The following is an 18,685-nucleotide window of genomic DNA, read 5'->3' as shown; positions in this document are numbered from 1 at the left end:
GGTATCTGTGACAAACTGACACTATTATTAAAATTTTATAATTATACTGACTTGTAGAAATAAATTTTTAGAACTACATTTAAAAACTTATGAAAAATAATTTTGATTACATAATTATTGGCAGCGGGTTTGGTGGCTCTGTAAGTGCATTGCGTTTATCAGAAAAAGGTTATAAAGTGCTGGTTATTGAAAAGGGGAAATGGTTTAAAAGTGAAGATTTTCCAAAGACAAATTGGAATTTAAAAAAATGGATTTGGGAACCTAAATTAAATTTAAAAGGTTTTTTTAAAATGACTTTTTTAAATCATGTTACCGTTTTATCTGGGGTTGGAGTTGGTGGAGGTTCTTTAACTTATGCAAACACATTGCCTGTTCCAAAAAGTAATTTTTTTAACTCTGGAAGTTGGGCAAAACTGAATAGTTGGGAATTAGAATTAAAACCCTTTTATGAAACTGCTTATAAAATGTTAGGTGCTGCACAAAATCCAAAACTATATGCAGCTGATTTAACTGTTAAAGAAATTGCCAAAGACCTTGGAAAAGAAAATAATTTTGAGGCAGTAAAAGTGGCAGTTTATTTCGGTGATGCAGGAAAAGCAGTAAAAGACCCTTATTTTAATGGAGAAGGTCCAGATAGAACAGGATGCATACATTGTGGAGCATGTATGACTGGTTGCAGGTATAATTCAAAAAACAGTTTAGATAAAAATTATTTGTATTTAGCTCAAAAATTGGGTACTAAAATTATTGCAGAAAAAGAAGTTTTTAATGTTTCAACTATAGGAACAAGTGATGGTTCTAATGGATACAAAATTGAATTTAAATCGAGTGTTGGAAAAAAACAACAAGATTTTATTACTACAAAAGGAGTAATTTTTTCTGGTGGAGTAATGGGAACAGTTCCACTACTTTTAAAATTAAAAGAAAATTCATTACCCAATTTATCTGACAAGGTTGGTTGTAATGTAAGAACAAATAATGAATCATTATTAGTGGTAACATCCACAGAAAAAAAGCCAAAAGATTATTCTAAAGGATTGGCAATTGGATCTATTTTACATACCGATGAAAACAGTCATTTAGAGCCTGTTCGCTATGGCGAAGGTTCTGGCTTTTTTAGAGTCTTAACAGTTCCAACCATTCATAATAAATTTGTGCTATTTAGATTTTTGGGAGTTTTATTGTTGTTTTTAAAAAATCCATTTAAAATATTTAAAACCATATTTGCTAGGAGTTATGCAAAAAGAACAACAGTTTTGTTGTTTATGCAAACTTTGGATAGCACGTTAAGAATAAAATTGGGTAAATTAACCAAAATGAAGACGGTGACTGAACAAGGTGAAAAACCAAATGCATTTATTTCGGAAGCGCTCTTGTTGGGCAAACAATTTGGTAAAAAAGTAAAAGGAATTCCGTATGCTAATTTTACTGACGCCCTTTTGGGTTCTCCAACAACGGCACATATTTTAGGCGGTGCAGTTATGGGAAAAGATATTTCTGAAGGCGTAATTGATAAAAACAATCAAGTTTTTGGATATAAAAATATGTTGGTTTGTGATGGTTCTATTATTTCAGCCAATCCAGGTGTTAATCCGTCTCTTTCAATAACAGCAATAACAGAACATGCAATGAGTAAAATTCCTTCAAAAGAAAAATAGGATATTTTATTTGAATATAAATTATAGAATTTATGAATACGAATGATTTTATTTTAGTAGATGGTTTTAAACATATAAGACATATACAAGAAAGTTTTGATGAACAGGAAATGTTGAGAAAATCGAAAAGTCTTTATAATAATTTAAACAAGCGAAGGTCTATTCGTGATTTTTCAGAGAAAGATATTCCGATTGAAGTAATTGAAAACTTAATTAAAACAGCTTCAACGGCACCATCAGGAGCTAATAAACAACCTTGGACATTTTGTGTTGTGAAAAGTGCTGAAATTAAAAAGAAAATTAGATTTGCTGCTGAAGAAGAAGAGCGAAAAAGCTATTCTGAAAGAATGAGTGATGAGTGGCTCAACGATTTAAAACATTTGGGCACAGATGCAAACAAGCCATTTTTAGAAAAAGCACCCTATTTAATTATAGTTTTTAAGCGTCCTTATGAAATTGATTCAGAAGGAAAAAAGCATCAGAATTATTATGTAAACGAATCTGTTGGTTTGGCCTGTGGGTTTTTAATCTCAGCAATTCATAATGCAGGATTGGTAACATTAACACATACGCCTAGTCCAATGAGGTTTTTAGAAAAAATATTAAACCGACCAAATAATGAGCGCGCTTTTTTATTATTACCTGTTGGTTATGAAGCTGAAAAAACATATGTGCCCGATATTAAAAGGAAATCACTTGATGTTGTTATGAAATTATATTAAAAGGCTGTCTCAAAGGTAAATTTAATGTCATATTGAGCCCGTCGAAATATTTTAACATTTTATAACTTCGACAAGCTCAGTTTGACAAAATAAATTTTAATAATTTATTTTTAGAACTTTTTTTAAATTATGAATTTTCAATAATTAATGTTTTATTTCTTTTTCTTTTTGAATAATTGCTTGTTCTTCTGTTGCTCTGTTTTTTACATGTTTTTCTAACCATTGATCTTGTTCCCAAAGCATATGCAAAACAGATTCTTTTGCTCTATAACCGTGACTTTCTTTTGGTAACATTACCAAACGTACAGGTGCGCCTAGTCCTTTTAAGGCATTAAAATAACGCTCACTTTGTAATGGATAAGTTCCCGAATTATTATCTGCTTCACCATGTACAAGAAGTAACGGAGTTTTCATTTTATCAGCGTGCATAAAAGGTGACATATTATAGTAAATATGAGGTGCTTCCCAGTAGTTGCGCTCTTCGCTTTGAAAACCAAATGGAGTTAATGTTCTATTATAAGCACCACTTCTTGCAATTCCTGCAGCAAATAAATTTGAATGTGATAATAAATTAGCTGTCATAAAGGCACCATAAGAATGTCCACCAACGGCAACTTTGTTTCTATCAATATAACCTAAATTGTCTACTGCATCAATTGCGGCTTTAGCATTAGAAACTAGCTGTTTAATAAACGTATCGTTTGGTTCTTCATCTCCTTCTCCAACAATAGGAAATGAGGCATCATCAAGTACAACATAGCCTCTAGTTACCCAGTAAATAGGAGATCCGTACCAAGGATATGTGAATTCATTTGAGTTAGAAGTACTTTGCCCAGCACTACTTTTATCTTTAAATTCTTCCGGATATGCCCACATAACCATTGGGTATTTTTTGCCTTTTTCGAAATCTTTAGGTAGATATAAAGTTCCAGATAATTCTAATCCATCTTCACGTTTATATTTAATTACTTCTTTATGAACATCTTGTATGCTTTTAAAAGGGTTTTCAAAATGAGTTACAGGAACTAATTTATTTTGACCTTTAATATTTCTTACATAATAATTAGGATATTCATTTTTAGATTCAATTCTAACCAAAACTTCTCCTTTTTTCATATCTAAAGCATAAGAGATACCTTCAACTTTATCTATTAAGCTAGATTGGTATAATCTGTTGGTTTTTAGATTGCTTAAACTAATTTCATCAATAAATGGGAACTTACCTTTTTCACTAAAACCATCTCCAATTAAATAGGCATTATCATCAACTAAGTCTAATGTATAACGTCCAAATTTATTTCTTTTAGTTACAAAGGTACCGGGATCATTATAACGATCTTGATAATTTCTATCAGAAATAATTTCAGGTTTTATAGTGTTATCTAAAGGGTTAAATAAATAAGATTTTGTATTTCTTGTATTCCACCAATAATCATGGGCAATCGCTGTTTTATCATTTCCCCATTCAATATCATAAAAACGACCAATAGTTTTAAATAATGAAGTTTCTTTTCCTGTAAATGGTGCATTTAACTCAAATACTTCATCTCTGTATTCAACTTCTTTAGCTGGGTCTCCTTCATCTAAAGCTTCACACCAATAAAGAGTTGCAGGTTTATCATCTCTCCATGAAAGATTTCTTTTTCCTTTTCTTACAGACATAAATCCTTTTGGTAAATCTTCTATAAGTGGAACCTCTAAAATAGTATTTACAAGATTTCCTTGGGTGTTATAAATGTTTGTTTTTGAAGGGAATCTTCTATAAGGAACTAAATATGAAAAAGGTTTATTTATTGTTGTGGCCATAATATAGTTCCCATCAGGTGAAAATGAAAGACTTCTATACATATCACTTTCTTTCCATAAGATTTTATCACCATTTAGGTTCACTTTATATATTTCAGATAAAGCTAATTGTTCAAAATTATGCTCATCACTTTTGTTTTTTAATAAATCTTGATATGTTCTATTTTGGGCTTTTTTACCTTCTTCACTTATTGATATTGTTGGTCCGGAAGGAATCGCAGTTTTTGTATCAATTAGAGATTTTTTCTCTTTTGAAATTAATTTTACGAGTAAAGAATTGTTGTCTTTGAACCAAGAAAAAGGACTTCCTGTATTGGCGTTTAGATTTGCTTCAGTTAATTTTGTTGCTGATTTTGTTTTTAGATCTAAAACCCAAAGTTCAACTCCATTGGAAACAGTATTTGTAAAGGCCATTTTATTTTGATTAGGAGACCAAGTAAAGTAAGCAAATCTTCCATTTTCGGGTAAACCGTTTATGGTTTCTTCTTTTTCATTTCTACCTAAACTAACTTTAATATTTGTATAATAATTTTGTCTACTACCAATATTGGTTACCGGGTTTATTCTTAGGCCTCCCAAACGCATTTCGGTTTCTGAAAGTTCTTCAATATTTTTAAAATTACTCCGGTATAAAAAAACGATTTTTTCACCTTTGTTGTCCATTCTAATTGAAGGAGCTAATGGTGCTTCGGCAAGTTCTAAAATTTCTTGTGGTGGTTTTTGGTAAGTTATGTTTTCTTGGGAATATAGGATTGAGCCTAAAAACATGACGATTACAAAAAGTAAATTTTTCATAATTATTTGTGTTTGATTAAAAATGTAATTATATCAAAACTAATAAAACGTTATTTTAATCTTATTAAGGAAATGTTAAAAGCAAATTTTAAACTTTTTTGAAACGTTAAAAATTTAGGAATTAATAAAAATATAGTTGTTAAAATATGAAGTTTTCACTATGTTTGAATTTATTAAAACTAATATCAAAAATTATGTATAATTCGAAAATAACGGGTCTTGGTTATTATGTTCCTGAAAATGTTGTTACCAATGATGATTTGGCAAAATTTATGGATACCAATGATGAATGGATTCAGGAAAGAACAGGAATTAAGGAGCGAAGATGGATTGAAGAAGGGAGTGAAGATACTTCTGCTGTTATGGGTGCAAAAGCATCTAGAATTGCAATTGAAAGATCTGGTTTAAAGAATGAAGATATAGACTTTATTGTATTTGCAACGTTAAGTCCAGATTATTATTTTCCAGGTTGTGGAGTTCAAATTCAAGAAATGCTTGGATTAAGAACCGTTGGAGCATTAGATGTTAGAAATCAATGTTCTGGTTTTATTTATGCGATGTCTGTTGCAGATCAATTTATAAAAACAGGAATGTATAAAAATATTTTAGTTGTTGGATCTGAGTTCCACTCAGGTGGTTTAGATAAATCAACTAGAGGACGAGGAGTTTCTGTTATTTTTGGTGATGGAGCAGGAGCGGCAGTGTTATCTAGAACTGAAGATAATACAAAAGGAATTTTGTCATCTCATTTATTTTCTGAAGGAAAGCATGCTGAAGAACTAACAGTATTAGCTCCAAGTATTAGACACTGGGTGCCTGAAATAATTGCAGCAAATGATGAAAATGACGAATCTTATTATCCATATATGAATGGTACATTTGTGTTTAAACATGCTGTAGTTCGTTTTTCGGAAGCTATTATGGCTGGTTTGGAAGCCAATAATTTACAAGTTTCGGACATTAATATGTTAATTCCTCATCAAGCTAATTTACGTATTTCTCAATTTATTCAAAGGAAATTTAAATTGGAAGATGATCAAGTTTATAATAATATAATGAAGTATGGTAATACAACAGCTGCTTCTGTAATTATTGCTTTAACGGAAGCTTGGGAAAAAGGTAAAATAAAAGACAACGATTTAGTAGTTTTGGCTGCATTTGGTAGCGGGTTTACTTGGGGAAGTGTAATTATTAGATGGTAATACTTTTTGAGATATAAAAAAAATAAAAAGCCTCTAACTGCAAGTTTAGAGGCTTTTTTAAAAGGTATTAATAAATTAATTCAAATAATTTCAATATCCTTTTTAATATTTTGAAGTTTTTATTTAATTAAAAGTTACATAATAAAGACGACTGTTCCCTTTAAATATTACACTTAAAATGTTAAAGAATAGTTAATTAGTTAATTTATAATGAAAAAAACTTTAGTGATAGGAGCCTCAACTAACCCAAACAGATATTCTAATATTGCAATAAATAGGCTATTAGCTAATAGAATAAAGGTAAAAGCAATAGGAAGAAAAGAAGGGGATGTTAATGGGGTTAAAATATTTGCGAATAAAAAAGTATTTAAAAATATAGATACAATCACTTTATATTTAAATAAAAAAAATCAAGAGGAGTATTATGATTATTTTTTAAAAATAAACCCAAAACGTGTTATTTTTAATCCAGGAACAGAAAATGTAGAATTAGAAAGTTTACTAAATAAGAACAAAATTGATTTTGAAAGAGCCTGTACTTTAGTTTTATTAAGTATCGGGGAATATTAAATTATTATAGAATTTCAAATACTTTGCCTTCGATAGCTAATTGGGTATTTTCAAAAATTTCTTGCGCTTCAACCTGAAAATCTTCTTTGTTTTTATATCTCCCGCTATAATGCCCAATAATTAATTGATCAACATCAGCCAGTTTGGCAATACTTGCAGCTTGTGCAGCAGTGGAGTGCTTAGTTGTATTAGCAAGAGCCTCTTTGTTTTTTAAAAAAGTAGCTTCGTGGTATAAGCAATTTACATTTTTTATAATTGGTACAATTTCTGGAAAATAAGAAGTGTCACTACAAAAAGCATAACTTTTTGGATTTGAAGGATCTTTAGTTAATTCTTTATTTTTTATAATTGTTCCATTATTTAATTTAAAATCTCTTCCATTTTTCAGGTTTTGATAATCACAAATTTCAATTTCTTTATAGTTTGAAATAGCGTTCATATCTAATTTGCGTTCACCTATTTTTTCTTTAAATAAAAAACCGTTTGTATAAACTCTGTGATCTAATGGAATTGTATGCACTTCTACTTTTGCATCCTCAAAAATGAGTTCGCTTTTATCCGAAGAAAGTTCATGAAAATATAATGGATATTGAGTCCAAGAGCTGGAAAGTTTTAATTGTAATGTAATTATTTCTTTAATGCCTTTTGGACCATAAACATGAAGTTCATTTTCTCTGTTTAAAAGTCTGAATGTTGATATTAAACCAACCAAACCATAAAAATGATCTCCATGTAAATGGGAAATAAAAATATGATTGATTTTTGAAAATTTAATTCCATATTTACGAAGTTGTACTTGAGTACCTTCTCCACAATCTATTAAAAAATTATGATTTTTTATTTCTAAAAATTGAGCTGTAGGATTTGCATTAACTCTCGGTGTAGCAGAATGACAACCTAAAATAGTGAGTTTTAAACTCATCTAATCACCAATCTTTTTGATACAACTTCAGTTTCGGTTTGTAAAGAGTAAATATACATCCCTTTAGTTAAGTTATCGCGATTAAAAGAGATTGAATTCATACCATATTTAGAATCAATTCTTTCGCCATAAACAGTTTTTCCTAAAAGGTTTTTAACTGTAAATTCTACTAATTGATTTTTGTTAGAGCGGAAATTAATTTTAGTTTTAATTGTAAATGGGTTAGGATATGCAGAAACAGAAGATAATGTTACTGTATTTTTAATAACAATACTGTCTTTTTCTTTTTGTTGCGCAAAAGAAAAGGTTATTAAAAGTAAAAATGTTATTAAAAGTAATTTTTTCATCAATAAGCAACTTCGTTTTAAAATCCTAAATCCCGTTCAATTGCATCCATTTCTAAAATGTCTACAGCCTCTGTAATTGTTGGTACAACATTAATTTCTTCAGGAATTTCATCTATATCAATTCCTTTACAAATTAGCACAAAACTTGTGCCGTTTTCTCTATGTTGAGAACTTAACTCCAAAAATAACAATAAATCTTTTAATTTTGTGTTAATTTTTTCTGAAAAATCTAAAATTAAATGTTCGCCTTCAAATTTCGAATACTTAGTTTTAAATGATTCAAAAAATAAATCTATCGAATTTTCGTCTGGTTTTAATAAGGTATATTTTTCAGTTTTTGTAATTATCATTCTTATTTGTGTCTTTCAATTTGTTGGGCAAGTAAATAAATAACAGCCATTCTAATTGCTACTCCATTTTCAACTTGATGTAAAATAATTGATTGATCTGCATCTGCAACATCACTTGTAATTTCAACACCTCTATTTATTGGTCCTGGATGCATAATTACAATTTTCTTGCCAAGATTGTCTAATAATTTTTTATTTATTCCAAATAATTGTGAGTATTCTCTTGTTGATGGAAAATAATTAATTGCCATTCTTTCATTTTGAACACGAAGTACATTTGCAACATCACACCATTCTAATGCTTTTGTAATGTTATATTCTACTTGAACACCTAAATGTTCAATGTATTTAGGGATTAATGTTTTTGGACCACAAACTTTAACTTCGGCGCCTTGCAGTTTTAAGGCGTAAATGTTAGAAAGTGCAACACGGGAGTGTAAAATATCACCTACAATAACAACTTTTTTACCATTTACACTACCCAATTTTTCTCTAATTGAATAGGAATCGAGTAATGCTTGTGTGGGATGTTCATGAGTACCATCTCCTGCATTAACAATTTTTGCATCTACGTGTTTTGATAAAAAATCGCAAGCACCAACATTAGGATGCCTCATCACAATTAAATCAACTTTCATTGATAAAATATTATTTGCAGTGTCGATTAAAGTTTCTCCTTTTTTTACTGAAGATTGACTCGCTGAAAAGTTTATAACATCAGCAGACAAACGTTTTTCAGCCAATTCAAACGAAAGTTTTGTTCTAGTACTGTTTTCAAAAAATAAGTTTGCAATAGTAATATCTCGTAACGAAGGTACTTTTTTAATTGGGCGGTTTATTACTTCTTTAAAGTGATCTGCAGTTTTAAAAATTAAATCAATATCAGCTTTATTTAAATGTTTTATACCTAAAAGATTTTGTACACTTAACTCACTCATGCTTATTAGTTGTTTATAATATATACGGCATCTTTACCGTCTTTTTCTTTCCAATTTACGGTAACTTTTTCTTCATTTATTACATCTACCTGTCTCCCTCTATAATCTGGTTGAATTGGTAAATGTCTACTAAATCTTCTATCTATAAGAACTAATAGTTCTATATCTATTGGTCTTCCAAATGATTGAATTGCTGTTAAAGCGGCTCTAATACTTCTACCTGAAAATAATACATCATCTATAAAAACAACTTTTTTGTCTTCAACAACAAAATTAATATTTGTTTTATTTGCTTCTAATGGAGCGCCTCTTCGTCTAAAATCATCTCGGTAAAAAGTAATATCTAGTTGTCCTAATTTTATAGAATCAATGTTGTAATCATTTTGTAAAATTGCAACTAAACGCTCAGCTAAATAGATACCTCTTGGTTGTAAACCTATAAGAACAGTATTTTCAAAATCATTATGATTTTCAATTAACTGACAAGCTAACCTATGAAGAATTATGTGAATTTCTTTTGAGTTAAGTAGAATTTTTTTACTCATTATAATACCAAACATTGTTTGGAATACAAATATAAACCATTTTGTTAATTAATTTGTTAAAAAGATTTAGAACTTATAATAAAGTTTGTTGTTAGTTCTTGTACTTTTATTTCACAGTAATTATTTATACTTAGATATGTCTTTAACTCCGAAAGAAAATAATTTATCCTTATCAAAGTTTGAATCTATGCTAAAAACAAATAATGTTTATTTTTTTGATTCTGTTGAGTTTGAGGAGATTATACATTATTATATAGATTCAGGTAAAAATTCTTTAGCTAAAAAAGCAATTAAATTAGGATTGAGACAACACCCTAATTCGATTTTGTTAAAATTATTGCAAGCGGAATTAATGATTTTTGATGGCGAATATGATGTGGCATCAAGTTTATTAAGAGAATTACAAGCAATTGAGCCAACTAATGAAGAAATTTACGTGCAACAAGCAAGTATTTTATCTAAAAAAGACAATCACCAAGGTGCAATTAATTCTTTAAAAATAGCTTTGGTTTATACAGATGATGAAGCTGATATTCTATCTATGATTGGAATGGAATTTTTGTATTTAGATAATTTTGAGGAAGCACGTGTGAGTTTTGCAAAGTGTTTAGAAGTTGATTTTGAAGATTATTCCTCACTATATAATGTAATTTATTGCTTTGATATGCAAAATAAGCATGAGGAAGCAATAGAATATATTAATAATTACCTTAATAAAGATCCTTATAGTGAAGTTGCCTGGCATCAATTAGGAAGACAATATTTTATAGTTGAAAATTATTCTGAAGCACTAAGAGCATTTGATTATGCGGTTTTAATAGATGAGTATTTTGTAGGTGCTTATTTGGAGAAAGCAAAAACTTTAGAGCAATTAAAAGAATATAAAGAAGCTATTGAAAATTATAAAATCACCATAGATTTAGATGATCCAACTTCTTTTGTTTTTTTACGAATTGGAGAGTGCTATGAAAACCTAAACAAAACTTCATTAGCAATTCAATATTATAAAAAAGCAGTTCATGAAGACCCACTATTAGATAAAGGTTGGTTGGCAATAACACAATTAATAATTGCAAAAGGAGATTATAATAAAGCATTGTTTTATATAAATAAAGCAATTGAAATTGATGATAAGAATAGTTTATATTGGAGAAAATATGCAGAAATTAATTTAAAGCTTAATTTTTTCGAGGAAACTGTGAAAGCTTTTGAAAATTGTATTTTTCTTGAAGATTTTGACATAGCTATTTGGGTTGGCTTAGGCGATGTTCTTTGTTATTTAGGCGATTTTGAAGATGCTTTAAAAAATTTATTAAAAGCTAAGAAGTATTTTAATGATTTTTGCGAAGTAGATTATAGGCTTAGTTGTATTTATTATATGTATAAAAATTATAACAAAGGAGAGGAATATTTAAGAAATGGATTAAGCATTGATTTTGAATATCATATTGTTATTAAAGATTTATTTCCAGAAATTTTTAAGTTGAAGGAAGTGACAGATATAATAAATGAATTCAAAAATACTTCATTATAAAATATTACATTTGTCTTTAAACTTATTAAAGGCAAATGCAACAAAGAAATTTATTTCAATATTTGGTAATTACGCTTAAAGGAATAGCTATGGGAGCTGCAGATGTAGTTCCAGGAGTTTCAGGAGGAACCATAGCATTTATTTCAGGTATTTACGAAGAATTATTAACCTCAATTAGTTCAGTTAATTTAACAACTTTTAAATTACTGAAAACAAAAGGAACAAGTGCTGCCTGGAAAGCAATTAATGGTAGTTTTTTATTAGCACTTATAATTGGGATATTTATAAGTATTGTTTCACTTTCAAAATTAATTTCATATTTGTTGGAACATAAGCCAATTTTGGTTTGGTCTTTCTTTTTTGGATTGGTAGTAGCGAGTATTTTATATATTGGAAAGCAAATATCTAAATGGAATGTTTTAACAGTTTTTTTATTAATTGCTGGTGCGGTTTTAGCTTATTATATAACGACATTACAACCATTAATTTCAGAAAATTCATCTCCTTTATTTTTGTTTTTAGCAGGGGCTTTAGCAATATGCGCAATGATTTTACCTGGAATTTCAGGAGCTTTTATTCTAGTTTTATTAGGTGCCTATAAACCAGTTCTAGACGCAATTCACAATAGAGATTTTAAATTACTAGCAATATTGGCAATTGGAGCCATAGTAGGTTTGTTATCATTTTCTAAAATTTTAAAATGGTTATTTGATCATTATAGAAATTTAACATTAGCTGTTTTAACTGGTTTTATTCTAGGCTCATTAAATAAAATTTGGCCTTGGAAAGAAACACTAACCTGGCGTGTAAATTCACACGGAATAAAAGTTCCATTTAATGAGCAAAGTATATTGCCAAATTCTTTTAATGGAGACCCGCAATTATTAATGGCAATATTGTTATCTGTAGTCGGTTTTGTAATTATTATATTATTAGAAAAAATAGCAAACTCTACAAATAAAATATAAATAATGGCGAGAGATCGTAGTTTATCAGATAAATTTTTCCTTTTTTTAAAAGGTCTTTCTATGGGAGCAGCAAATAAAGTTCCTGGAGTTTCTGGTGGTGCAATTTCTTTTGTGTTAGGGTTTTATGAAGAAATGATTTATTCATTTAGAAAAATAAATTATAAAGCATTTTTATTACTAATAAATGGAAGGTTTAAAAGTTTTTATAATTATATAAATGGTTCCTTTTTAGTACTTGTTTTTGGAGGTAGTATGTTTAGTTACTTCAGTGTTTCATTAGTATTGGATTATTTGTTGGAACATTATGAATTGTATGTTTGGAGTTCTTTTTTCGGATTAATTTTAGGATCAATATATTATATTTCAAAGGATTTTAATGATTGGAGAACAAGTAATATAATATCTGTAATAATAGGTATTGGATTAGGACTGGTAATAAGTTTTATGACTCCAGCTAAGGAAAATGATAATTTATGGTTTGTTTTTGTCTGTGGAATAATTGGAGTTTCTGGAATGACTTTACCAGGGCTTTCAGGATCATTTATTTTAATTTTAATGGGGAATTATGTCCTGTTATTAGTAGATTCTGTTTCTATGTTGGTTAAAACTTTTACTGAAATAATTACATTTGATTTTAGTTTTTTAGATAACGAAGAACGAATGCGATATATTAAAATTATTGCAACTTTTACTGGAGGTTCGGCATTTGGATTGGTAGTTACCTCTCACATTTTAGGATATGTATTAAAAAGATGGCACCAAATTGTTACAGCAATTATAATTGGCTTCATTGCTGGTTCATTAGGAATGGTTTGGCCTTGGAAAAGAGAAATTTATAAAGTTAGAAACGGAGTAGAATTATTGGATGCAAACGGTAAAAAAATTATTGAAAATTTTAGCAGGTACTTGCCGGATTTAACCGATAATGAAACTTATATAGCAATATTTTTTATTTTAATAGGGATAGGAATTATATTGTTAATTGATAAATATGGAACAGAACGCAAAGAATTTATAGATGAGTAATAGAACAAAATTTGGATTGTTAGGAAAAGATATTTCTTATTCATTTTCAAGACAATATTTTACAGAAAAATTTGAAAAATTAGGCCTGAATACCTTAAAATATTTAAATTTTGATATTCCGGAAATTGAAGAGTTTCCTTTTATTTATTACCATAGAGAAGAGGAATTTGGTGGTATTAATGTTACAATACCATACAAAGAAGAGGTAATGCAATATTTAGATGAAATAGAAAATGATGCGAAAGAAATTGGAGCTGTAAACACTATAAAATTCACCGATGATCATAAGCTTGTAGGTTATAACACTGATGTTTACGGATTTATAAATTCAATAAAACCACTTTTAAAAAATCATCATACAAAAGCATTAATTTTAGGAACCGGTGGAGCTTCAAAAGCTATTGCATTTGGATTGAAAAAGTTAGGGATTGAATATAAGTTTGTTTCAAGAAGATTAATGGATAATGGTTTTTTGTATTCAGTATTAAATAAGGAAATTATAGATGAATATACTGTTATTATTAATTGCACACCAATAGGAACGCATCCAAATATTAATGAAGAACCAAATATTCCTTACCAGTTTATATCTGAAAAACATTTGTTATTTGATTTAATTTATAACCCAGCTGAAACAAAATTTTTAAAACAAGGTAAGATAAAAGGAGCTACTATAAAAAATGGATTAGAAATGTTGGAGTTGCAGGCTGAAAAGTCATGGGAAATATGGAATTTGTAGAAAATAAACTGTAAGTTTTAACGCAACTTTTTGCTTTTTTTTGAATCTTGTATAAAATGGAGATTTTTGTAATTTCCATTAAGAATTATTAATGAATATAATTATTGAACCTTAAACATTTTAATATGTTAGACGAAGACAACAAATTATCCGTAGAAGAAAGTAGTTTATCCCCTAAAGTTTCTGAAAATTCAGAAGAAAAAACCACAGACCAACAAGAACAAGAACAAAAGCAAGAACCACAGGCTGAAGTGCAGGAATCAAAAGCTGATGTGCAGGAATCAAAAACTGAAGTTGAGGAGCCAAAAGCTGAGGTGCAGGAATCAAAAAGTGAAGTTCAGGAGCCAAAAGTAGTATCAAATGTTGCTGTTGATGAAATTGAAAGCAAGATTGCCGAAAGCGCTGAAAATCATGAAGATGTTGATGGCGATGTGGTTGATTATGAGGGTAAAAGTTTGGAAGAATTAGTCGCTGAATTAGGGAGGCTCGTTAAGGAAGGTCAGGTTCAAAGCATTAATAATAATGTAAATAAGATAAAAAATATCTTCAATTTAAAATTTGGAAAATTATTAAAAGAAGAAAAGGAAAAGTTTCTTGCTGAAGGTGGAAATGTTATAGACTTTCAATATAACAATCCAATTAAATCTACTTATAATAGTATTCTTTATGATTTTAAAATAAAAAGAAATGAATATTATTCAAATCAAGAAGATAGATTAAAAGTTAATTTAGAGAATAAGCTTGAAGTAATTGAAGAATTAAAACATTTGATAGATAATGCTGAAGGAGCAACTATGTATAAGATGTTTAAAGATATTCAATCCAAATGGGTTAATATAGGTCCAATTCCAAGAGCAAAATATAATGATACATGGCGCACATACCATCATCATGTAGAACGTTTTTATGATTTATTACATTTAAGTAATGATTTACGAGATTTAGATTTTAAACATAATCTTGAAGAAAAACTTAAATTAGTTGTAAGAGCTGAAGAATTGGTGAAGTTGGAAGATGTAAATGAAGCATTTAAAGAACTTCAAGTGTTGCATAAATTATGGAAAGAAGATGTAGGTCCTGTGGCAAGAGAGCATAGAGAAGAAGTTTGGGAACGGTTTAGTGAAGCTACCAAGAAAGTTCATGACAATCGTCACGATTTCTTTAAGGATATGCGTTCTAAATTTGAAGGTAATATTGATAAGAAATTAGAAGTTGTTAGTGCAATAGAAGCTATTGATACTTCGAAAAATAAAACAAGATCAGATTGGCAAAAAAGTATTAATGAAATTGAAGCTTTAAGAAATAAATTTTTTAGTATTGGTCAAGTTCCAAGGGCAAAAAGTGATCAGATTTGGGCAAAATTTAAAGAAGCTACTAGAAAATTTAATGTAGAAAAAAATATATTCTTCAAGGAAGTTAAAAAAGATCATTTTGAAAATTTAAATAAGAAGAAATTGTTGATCGAAAAGGCGGTATCTTTAAAAGATAGTGAAGAATGGGATTCTACTACCGAAGTGATGAAAAAAATTCAATCTGATTGGAAGAAAATAGGACACGTGCCTAGAAAGTATTCAGATAAACTTTGGAAAGAGTTTAAAGACGCTTGCAACCATTATTTTGATCGTTTACATAAAAATCAAGATGCAGGAAATCAGGAGCAAGTAGAAGTTTTAATTAAGAAAAAAGAGATTCTTACGGAAATAAAAGAAGCACTAACAAGTGAAGAAGAAATTACATTAGATAATTTAAATGATTTTGTTAAAGATTGGCGTGAACTTGGAAGAGTTCCTCATGAAATGAGACATGTTGAGGTTAAATTTAATAAGTTGTTAGATAAAATTGTAGATCAAAGCGATCTCGAAAAACAAGAGGTTGAGATGATTAAGTTTGAAAACTTAGTAAATAGTTATTTAGACCAAAAGGATTATAGAAAATTAGATTCTGAGCAATTATTTATTAGAAAGAAGATTGATGAAACGGTTAGAGAAATTCAACAATTAGAAAACAATATTGGTTTTATATCAAATGTATCTGAAGATAATCCGTTAGTTAAAAATGTAAGGAACCAAATAGATGGTTATAAAGAAAAATTAGAAATTTGGAAAACGAAATTAAATTATTTAAAACAACTTGAGAGTTAAAATAAGTAAGTTTTTCTAAATAAAAGTTTTAGTAAAAAATCAGTATTTCATAAAATTATGAAATACTGATTTTTTTTAGTCTTTTAAAATACTTCTGGAAATTACAATTTTTTGTATTTCACTTGTGCCTTCATAAATTTGAGTGATTTTTGCATCTCGCATTAAACGTTCTACATGGTATTCTTTTACAAATCCATAACCACCATGAATTTGTACAGCCTCAATAGTAACTTGCATAGCCATTTCAGCAGCATAAAGTTTTGCCATTGCACTGCTTAAATCGTAATTGCGTTTTTCATCCTTATCCCAGGCAGCTTTTATACATAAATGACGAGCAGCTTCAATTTGTGTTGCCATATCAGCTAATTTAAAAGCAATCGCCTGATGCTGGCTAATTTCTTTACCAAACGCTTTACGCTCTTTTGAATATTTTAAAGCCAATTCATATGCACCTGAAGCAATTCCTAAAGCTTGAGAGGCAATTCCAATTCTACCACCTGCTAAAGTTTTCATGGCAAACTTAAATCCAAAGCCATCTTCACCAATCCTATTTTCTTTTGGGACTTTTACATCTGTAAACATTAATGAATGCGTATCAGACCCCCGAATACCTAATTTATTTTCTTTGTTTCCAATAGCAAACCCATCCATTCCTTTTTCAACAATAAGTGCATTTATTCCTTTATGTCCTTTTTCAACATGAGTTTGAGCAATTACTAAATAAACACTTGCACTTCCACCGTTAGTAATCCAGTTTTTTGTGCCGTTTAATAAATAATAATCACCTTTATCAATAGCAGTTGTTTGTTGTGATGTGGCATCAGAACCTGCTTCTGGTTCACTTAAACAAAATGCTCCAATAATTTCACCAGTTGCAAGCGGAACAAGATATTTTTGTTTTTGTTCTTCGGTTCCAAATGTTTCAAGTCCCCAGCAAACCAATGAATTATTTACGGACATTACAACTGAAGCGGATGCATCAATTTTGGAAATTTCTTCCATTGCAAGCACGTATGAAACCGCATCTAAGCCACTTCCTCCATATTTCGGGTCTACCATCATTCCTAAAAAACCAAGTTCCCCCATTTTTTTAATTTGTTCGGCGGGAAATTGTTGTTTTTCATCGCGTTCAATCACTCCCGGTAATAACTCATTTTGAGCAAAATCACGAGCTGCATCGCGTATCATTATCTGTTCTTCAGTTAAATTAAAATCCATGATTAATAATAGTTATAATTAAAAGTTTAATATTTAGTAAATATAAGCCTTTTTTAAGTATTTTTTTATTAAATATGTAAATTGAAAGGAAGTGTAAATAAATGTTTTATGGTAAATAATTTTTGGAATGTTATCGGTTTAATGTCAGGAACATCATTAGATGGAATTGATATAATTTACACCCATATTTCAAGATTGGATGATAATTATATATTTAAAATAATTAACGCAGAAACCATTCCATATTCAAATGAATGGGAAGGCAGACTGCGAAATGCATTTTCTGCTTCAAAAAGTGATATTAAAAAATTAAATATTGAATATGGTATTTATTTAGGGGATTGTGTAAATAAATTTATAAAAAAAAACCAGATAGATATTATTGATTTTATTGCATCCCATGGTCATACTGTATTTCATAAGCCTGATGAGGGATATACACTTCAAATTGGTGATGGTCAAGAAATTGTTAATAAAACAGATTTAAAAGTAATTTGTAATTTTAGAACTCAAGATGTTCAACTTGGAGGGCAAGGAGCTCCTTTAGTGCCAATTGGAGATAAATTATTATTTTCAAAATATGATTATTGTTTAAATTTGGGAGGCTTTGCTAATATTTCATTTCAAAAAAATAACGAAAGAATAGCTTTTGATATTTGTCCGGTAAATATTGTGTTGAACCATTATGTAAAACAATTGGGTTTCAATTTTGATGAAGGTGGAGAGATTGCGCGTACAGGAAAAGTTGATCAACCATTATTAAATGAATTAAATAATCTATCTTTTTATTCAGCAGCCGTTCCAAAATCGTTAGGCTTTGAATTTGTGAAAGAAGTTGTTTTTCCAATAATTGATAAAGGAAATTTAAAAGTTGAAGATATTTTAAGAACATTTGTAGCCCATGTAGTTATCCAAATTACAGCCTGTTTAGAGCATAACAAAAATTCGAAAGTTTTGGTAACTGGAGGTGGAGCCTTCAATAAATTTTTAATAAATGAATTAAATAACCATTCTAAAAATGAAATTGTTATTCCTTCAAATGAAATTGTTGATTATAAAGAAGCATTAATATTTGCACTTTTAGGTGTCTTACGCTCTGAAAATCAGGTGAATTGTTTAAGTAGCGTGACAGGAGCAGTGAAGGACCATAGTTCTGGAAAAATCTATTCTAAAATAGTTTAAGTTTTCACTATATTTGCTAAGC

17 protein-coding genes are annotated in these 18,685 nt (G+C 29.2%); 10 read left to right on the top strand and 7 right to left on the bottom strand.

Annotated features, from left to right (window positions below):
- Positions 1–89: 89 nt before the first annotated feature.
- Positions 90–1,658 (top strand): GMC oxidoreductase, encoded by a 1,569-nt coding sequence (locus CHB63_RS10780; protein ID WP_089378462.1) that lies wholly within the window; start codon positions 90–92, stop codon positions 1,656–1,658.
- Positions 1,659–1,690: 32 nt separating this feature from the next.
- A complete protein-coding gene (locus CHB63_RS10775) occupies positions 1,691–2,380 on the top strand; it encodes a nitroreductase family protein (protein ID WP_089378461.1) in 690 nt (229 codons plus the stop codon).
- A 144-nt stretch (positions 2,381–2,524) separates the two neighbouring features.
- Here CHB63_RS10775 and CHB63_RS10770 read toward each other — a convergent pair whose 3' ends face one another.
- A complete protein-coding gene (locus tag CHB63_RS10770; RefSeq protein WP_089378460.1) occupies positions 2,525–4,981 on the bottom strand; it encodes an alpha/beta hydrolase family protein in 2,457 nt (818 codons plus the stop codon).
- A gap of 194 nt (positions 4,982–5,175) precedes the next feature.
- Between CHB63_RS10770 and CHB63_RS10765 the strand changes: the two genes are divergently transcribed.
- Positions 5,176–6,183 carry a 3-oxoacyl-ACP synthase III family protein gene (locus tag CHB63_RS10765; RefSeq protein WP_089378459.1) on the top strand — a complete coding sequence of 336 codons (1,008 nt, stop codon included), beginning with the start codon at positions 5,176–5,178 and terminating at the stop codon, positions 6,181–6,183.
- Positions 6,184–6,393: 210 nt separating this feature from the next.
- A complete protein-coding gene (locus CHB63_RS10760) occupies positions 6,394–6,753 on the top strand; it encodes a CoA-binding protein (protein WP_089378458.1) in 360 nt (119 codons plus the stop codon).
- 4 nt (positions 6,754–6,757) lie between these two features.
- On the opposite strand, the gene CHB63_RS10755 is transcribed toward CHB63_RS10760, so the two are convergent.
- The 5 genes from CHB63_RS10755 to pyrR are packed head-to-tail and all read right to left on the bottom strand — an operon-like array spanning position 6,758 to position 9,855.
- Positions 6,758–7,675 (bottom strand): ribonuclease Z, encoded by a 918-nt coding sequence (locus CHB63_RS10755; RefSeq protein ID WP_089378457.1) that lies wholly within the window; start codon positions 7,673–7,675, stop codon positions 6,758–6,760.
- Positions 7,672–8,022 carry a T9SS type A sorting domain-containing protein gene (locus CHB63_RS10750; RefSeq protein WP_089378456.1) on the bottom strand — a complete coding sequence of 117 codons (351 nt, stop codon included), beginning with the start codon at positions 8,020–8,022 and terminating at the stop codon, positions 7,672–7,674. Before CHB63_RS10750 ends, CHB63_RS10755 begins: the two co-directional genes overlap by 4 nt.
- Before the next feature lie 17 nt (positions 8,023–8,039).
- The gene (locus tag CHB63_RS10745) at positions 8,040–8,372 is read right to left on the bottom strand and encodes a hypothetical protein (RefSeq protein WP_089378455.1); all 333 of its coding nucleotides are present in this window, start codon (positions 8,370–8,372) and stop codon (positions 8,040–8,042) included.
- 2 nt (positions 8,373–8,374) lie between these two features.
- Positions 8,375–9,310 (bottom strand): aspartate carbamoyltransferase catalytic subunit, encoded by a 936-nt coding sequence (locus tag CHB63_RS10740; protein ID WP_089378454.1) that lies wholly within the window; start codon positions 9,308–9,310, stop codon positions 8,375–8,377.
- A 5-nt stretch (positions 9,311–9,315) separates the two neighbouring features.
- The gene (gene pyrR, locus CHB63_RS10735) at positions 9,316–9,855 is read right to left on the bottom strand and encodes a bifunctional pyr operon transcriptional regulator/uracil phosphoribosyltransferase PyrR (RefSeq protein ID WP_089378569.1); all 540 of its coding nucleotides are present in this window, start codon (positions 9,853–9,855) and stop codon (positions 9,316–9,318) included.
- 187 nt (positions 9,856–10,042) lie between these two features.
- Here pyrR and CHB63_RS10730 point away from each other — a divergent pair, with 187 nt between their 5' ends.
- From CHB63_RS10730 to CHB63_RS10710, 5 genes are all read left to right on the top strand, one after another.
- Positions 10,043–11,389 (top strand): tetratricopeptide repeat protein, encoded by a 1,347-nt coding sequence (locus CHB63_RS10730; protein ID WP_245856914.1) that lies wholly within the window; start codon positions 10,043–10,045, stop codon positions 11,387–11,389.
- Positions 11,390–11,424: 35 nt separating this feature from the next.
- The gene (locus CHB63_RS10725; protein ID WP_089378452.1) at positions 11,425–12,357 is read left to right on the top strand and encodes a DUF368 domain-containing protein; all 933 of its coding nucleotides are present in this window, start codon (positions 11,425–11,427) and stop codon (positions 12,355–12,357) included.
- A gap of 3 nt (positions 12,358–12,360) precedes the next feature.
- The gene (locus CHB63_RS10720; RefSeq protein ID WP_089378451.1) at positions 12,361–13,383 is read left to right on the top strand and encodes a DUF368 domain-containing protein; all 1,023 of its coding nucleotides are present in this window, start codon (positions 12,361–12,363) and stop codon (positions 13,381–13,383) included.
- Positions 13,376–14,122 carry a shikimate dehydrogenase family protein gene (locus CHB63_RS10715; RefSeq protein ID WP_089378450.1) on the top strand — a complete coding sequence of 249 codons (747 nt, stop codon included), beginning with the start codon at positions 13,376–13,378 and terminating at the stop codon, positions 14,120–14,122. The genes CHB63_RS10720 and CHB63_RS10715 overlap by 8 nt, the downstream gene beginning before the upstream one ends.
- Before the next feature lie 125 nt (positions 14,123–14,247).
- A complete protein-coding gene (locus CHB63_RS10710) occupies positions 14,248–16,263 on the top strand; it encodes a DUF349 domain-containing protein (RefSeq protein ID WP_089378449.1) in 2,016 nt (671 codons plus the stop codon).
- Positions 16,264–16,338: 75 nt separating this feature from the next.
- On the opposite strand, the gene CHB63_RS10705 is transcribed toward CHB63_RS10710, so the two are convergent.
- On the bottom strand, positions 16,339–17,481 hold the full coding sequence (locus tag CHB63_RS10705) for an acyl-CoA dehydrogenase (RefSeq protein ID WP_089378448.1): 1,143 nt from the start codon (positions 17,479–17,481) through the stop codon (positions 16,339–16,341).
- Between the two features lie 108 nt (positions 17,482–17,589).
- Here CHB63_RS10705 and CHB63_RS10700 point away from each other — a divergent pair, with 108 nt between their 5' ends.
- Positions 17,590–18,663: an anhydro-N-acetylmuramic acid kinase gene (locus tag CHB63_RS10700; RefSeq protein ID WP_089378447.1), complete on the top strand. Its 1,074-nt coding sequence runs from the start codon at positions 17,590–17,592 to the stop codon at positions 18,661–18,663.
- Positions 18,664–18,685: the final 22 nt, after the last annotated feature.

Origin of the sequence: Lutibacter flavus, assembly GCF_900188355.1 — a bacterium.
GTDB lineage: Bacteria > Bacteroidota > Bacteroidia > Flavobacteriales > Flavobacteriaceae > Lutibacter > Lutibacter flavus.
Note: the sequence above shows the minus strand (reverse complement) of the source record. Positions and strands in the feature narration are given on the sequence as shown.

What these genes read in the sequence shown, in the direction of transcription:
- pyrR (WP_089378569.1), bottom strand. Translation starts at nt 9,855, where the DNA reads ATGAGTAAAAAAATTCTACTTAACTCAAAAGAAATTCACATAATTCTT.
- CHB63_RS10755 (WP_089378457.1), bottom strand. Translation starts at nt 7,675, where the DNA reads ATGAGTTTAAAACTCACTATTTTAGGTTGTCATTCTGCTACACCGAGA.
- CHB63_RS10710 (WP_089378449.1), top strand. Translation starts at nt 14,248, where the DNA reads ATGTTAGACGAAGACAACAAATTATCCGTAGAAGAAAGTAGTTTATCC.
- CHB63_RS10780 (WP_089378462.1), top strand. Translation starts at nt 90, where the DNA reads ATGAAAAATAATTTTGATTACATAATTATTGGCAGCGGGTTTGGTGGC.
- CHB63_RS10715 (WP_089378450.1), top strand. Translation starts at nt 13,376, where the DNA reads ATGAGTAATAGAACAAAATTTGGATTGTTAGGAAAAGATATTTCTTAT.
- CHB63_RS10770 (WP_089378460.1), bottom strand. Translation starts at nt 4,981, where the DNA reads ATGAAAAATTTACTTTTTGTAATCGTCATGTTTTTAGGCTCAATCCTA.
- CHB63_RS10740 (WP_089378454.1), bottom strand. Translation starts at nt 9,310, where the DNA reads ATGAGTGAGTTAAGTGTACAAAATCTTTTAGGTATAAAACATTTAAAT.
- CHB63_RS10775 (WP_089378461.1), top strand. Translation starts at nt 1,691, where the DNA reads ATGAATACGAATGATTTTATTTTAGTAGATGGTTTTAAACATATAAGA.
- CHB63_RS10765 (WP_089378459.1), top strand. Translation starts at nt 5,176, where the DNA reads ATGTATAATTCGAAAATAACGGGTCTTGGTTATTATGTTCCTGAAAAT.
- CHB63_RS10760 (WP_089378458.1), top strand. Translation starts at nt 6,394, where the DNA reads ATGAAAAAAACTTTAGTGATAGGAGCCTCAACTAACCCAAACAGATAT.
- CHB63_RS10730 (WP_245856914.1), top strand. Translation starts at nt 10,043, where the DNA reads ATGCTAAAAACAAATAATGTTTATTTTTTTGATTCTGTTGAGTTTGAG.
- CHB63_RS10720 (WP_089378451.1), top strand. Translation starts at nt 12,361, where the DNA reads ATGGCGAGAGATCGTAGTTTATCAGATAAATTTTTCCTTTTTTTAAAA.
- CHB63_RS10700 (WP_089378447.1), top strand. Translation starts at nt 17,590, where the DNA reads ATGGTAAATAATTTTTGGAATGTTATCGGTTTAATGTCAGGAACATCA.
- CHB63_RS10750 (WP_089378456.1), bottom strand. Translation starts at nt 8,022, where the DNA reads ATGAAAAAATTACTTTTAATAACATTTTTACTTTTAATAACCTTTTCT.
- CHB63_RS10705 (WP_089378448.1), bottom strand. Translation starts at nt 17,481, where the DNA reads ATGGATTTTAATTTAACTGAAGAACAGATAATGATACGCGATGCAGCT.
- CHB63_RS10745 (WP_089378455.1), bottom strand. Translation starts at nt 8,372, where the DNA reads ATGATAATTACAAAAACTGAAAAATATACCTTATTAAAACCAGACGAA.
- CHB63_RS10725 (WP_089378452.1), top strand. Translation starts at nt 11,425, where the DNA reads ATGCAACAAAGAAATTTATTTCAATATTTGGTAATTACGCTTAAAGGA.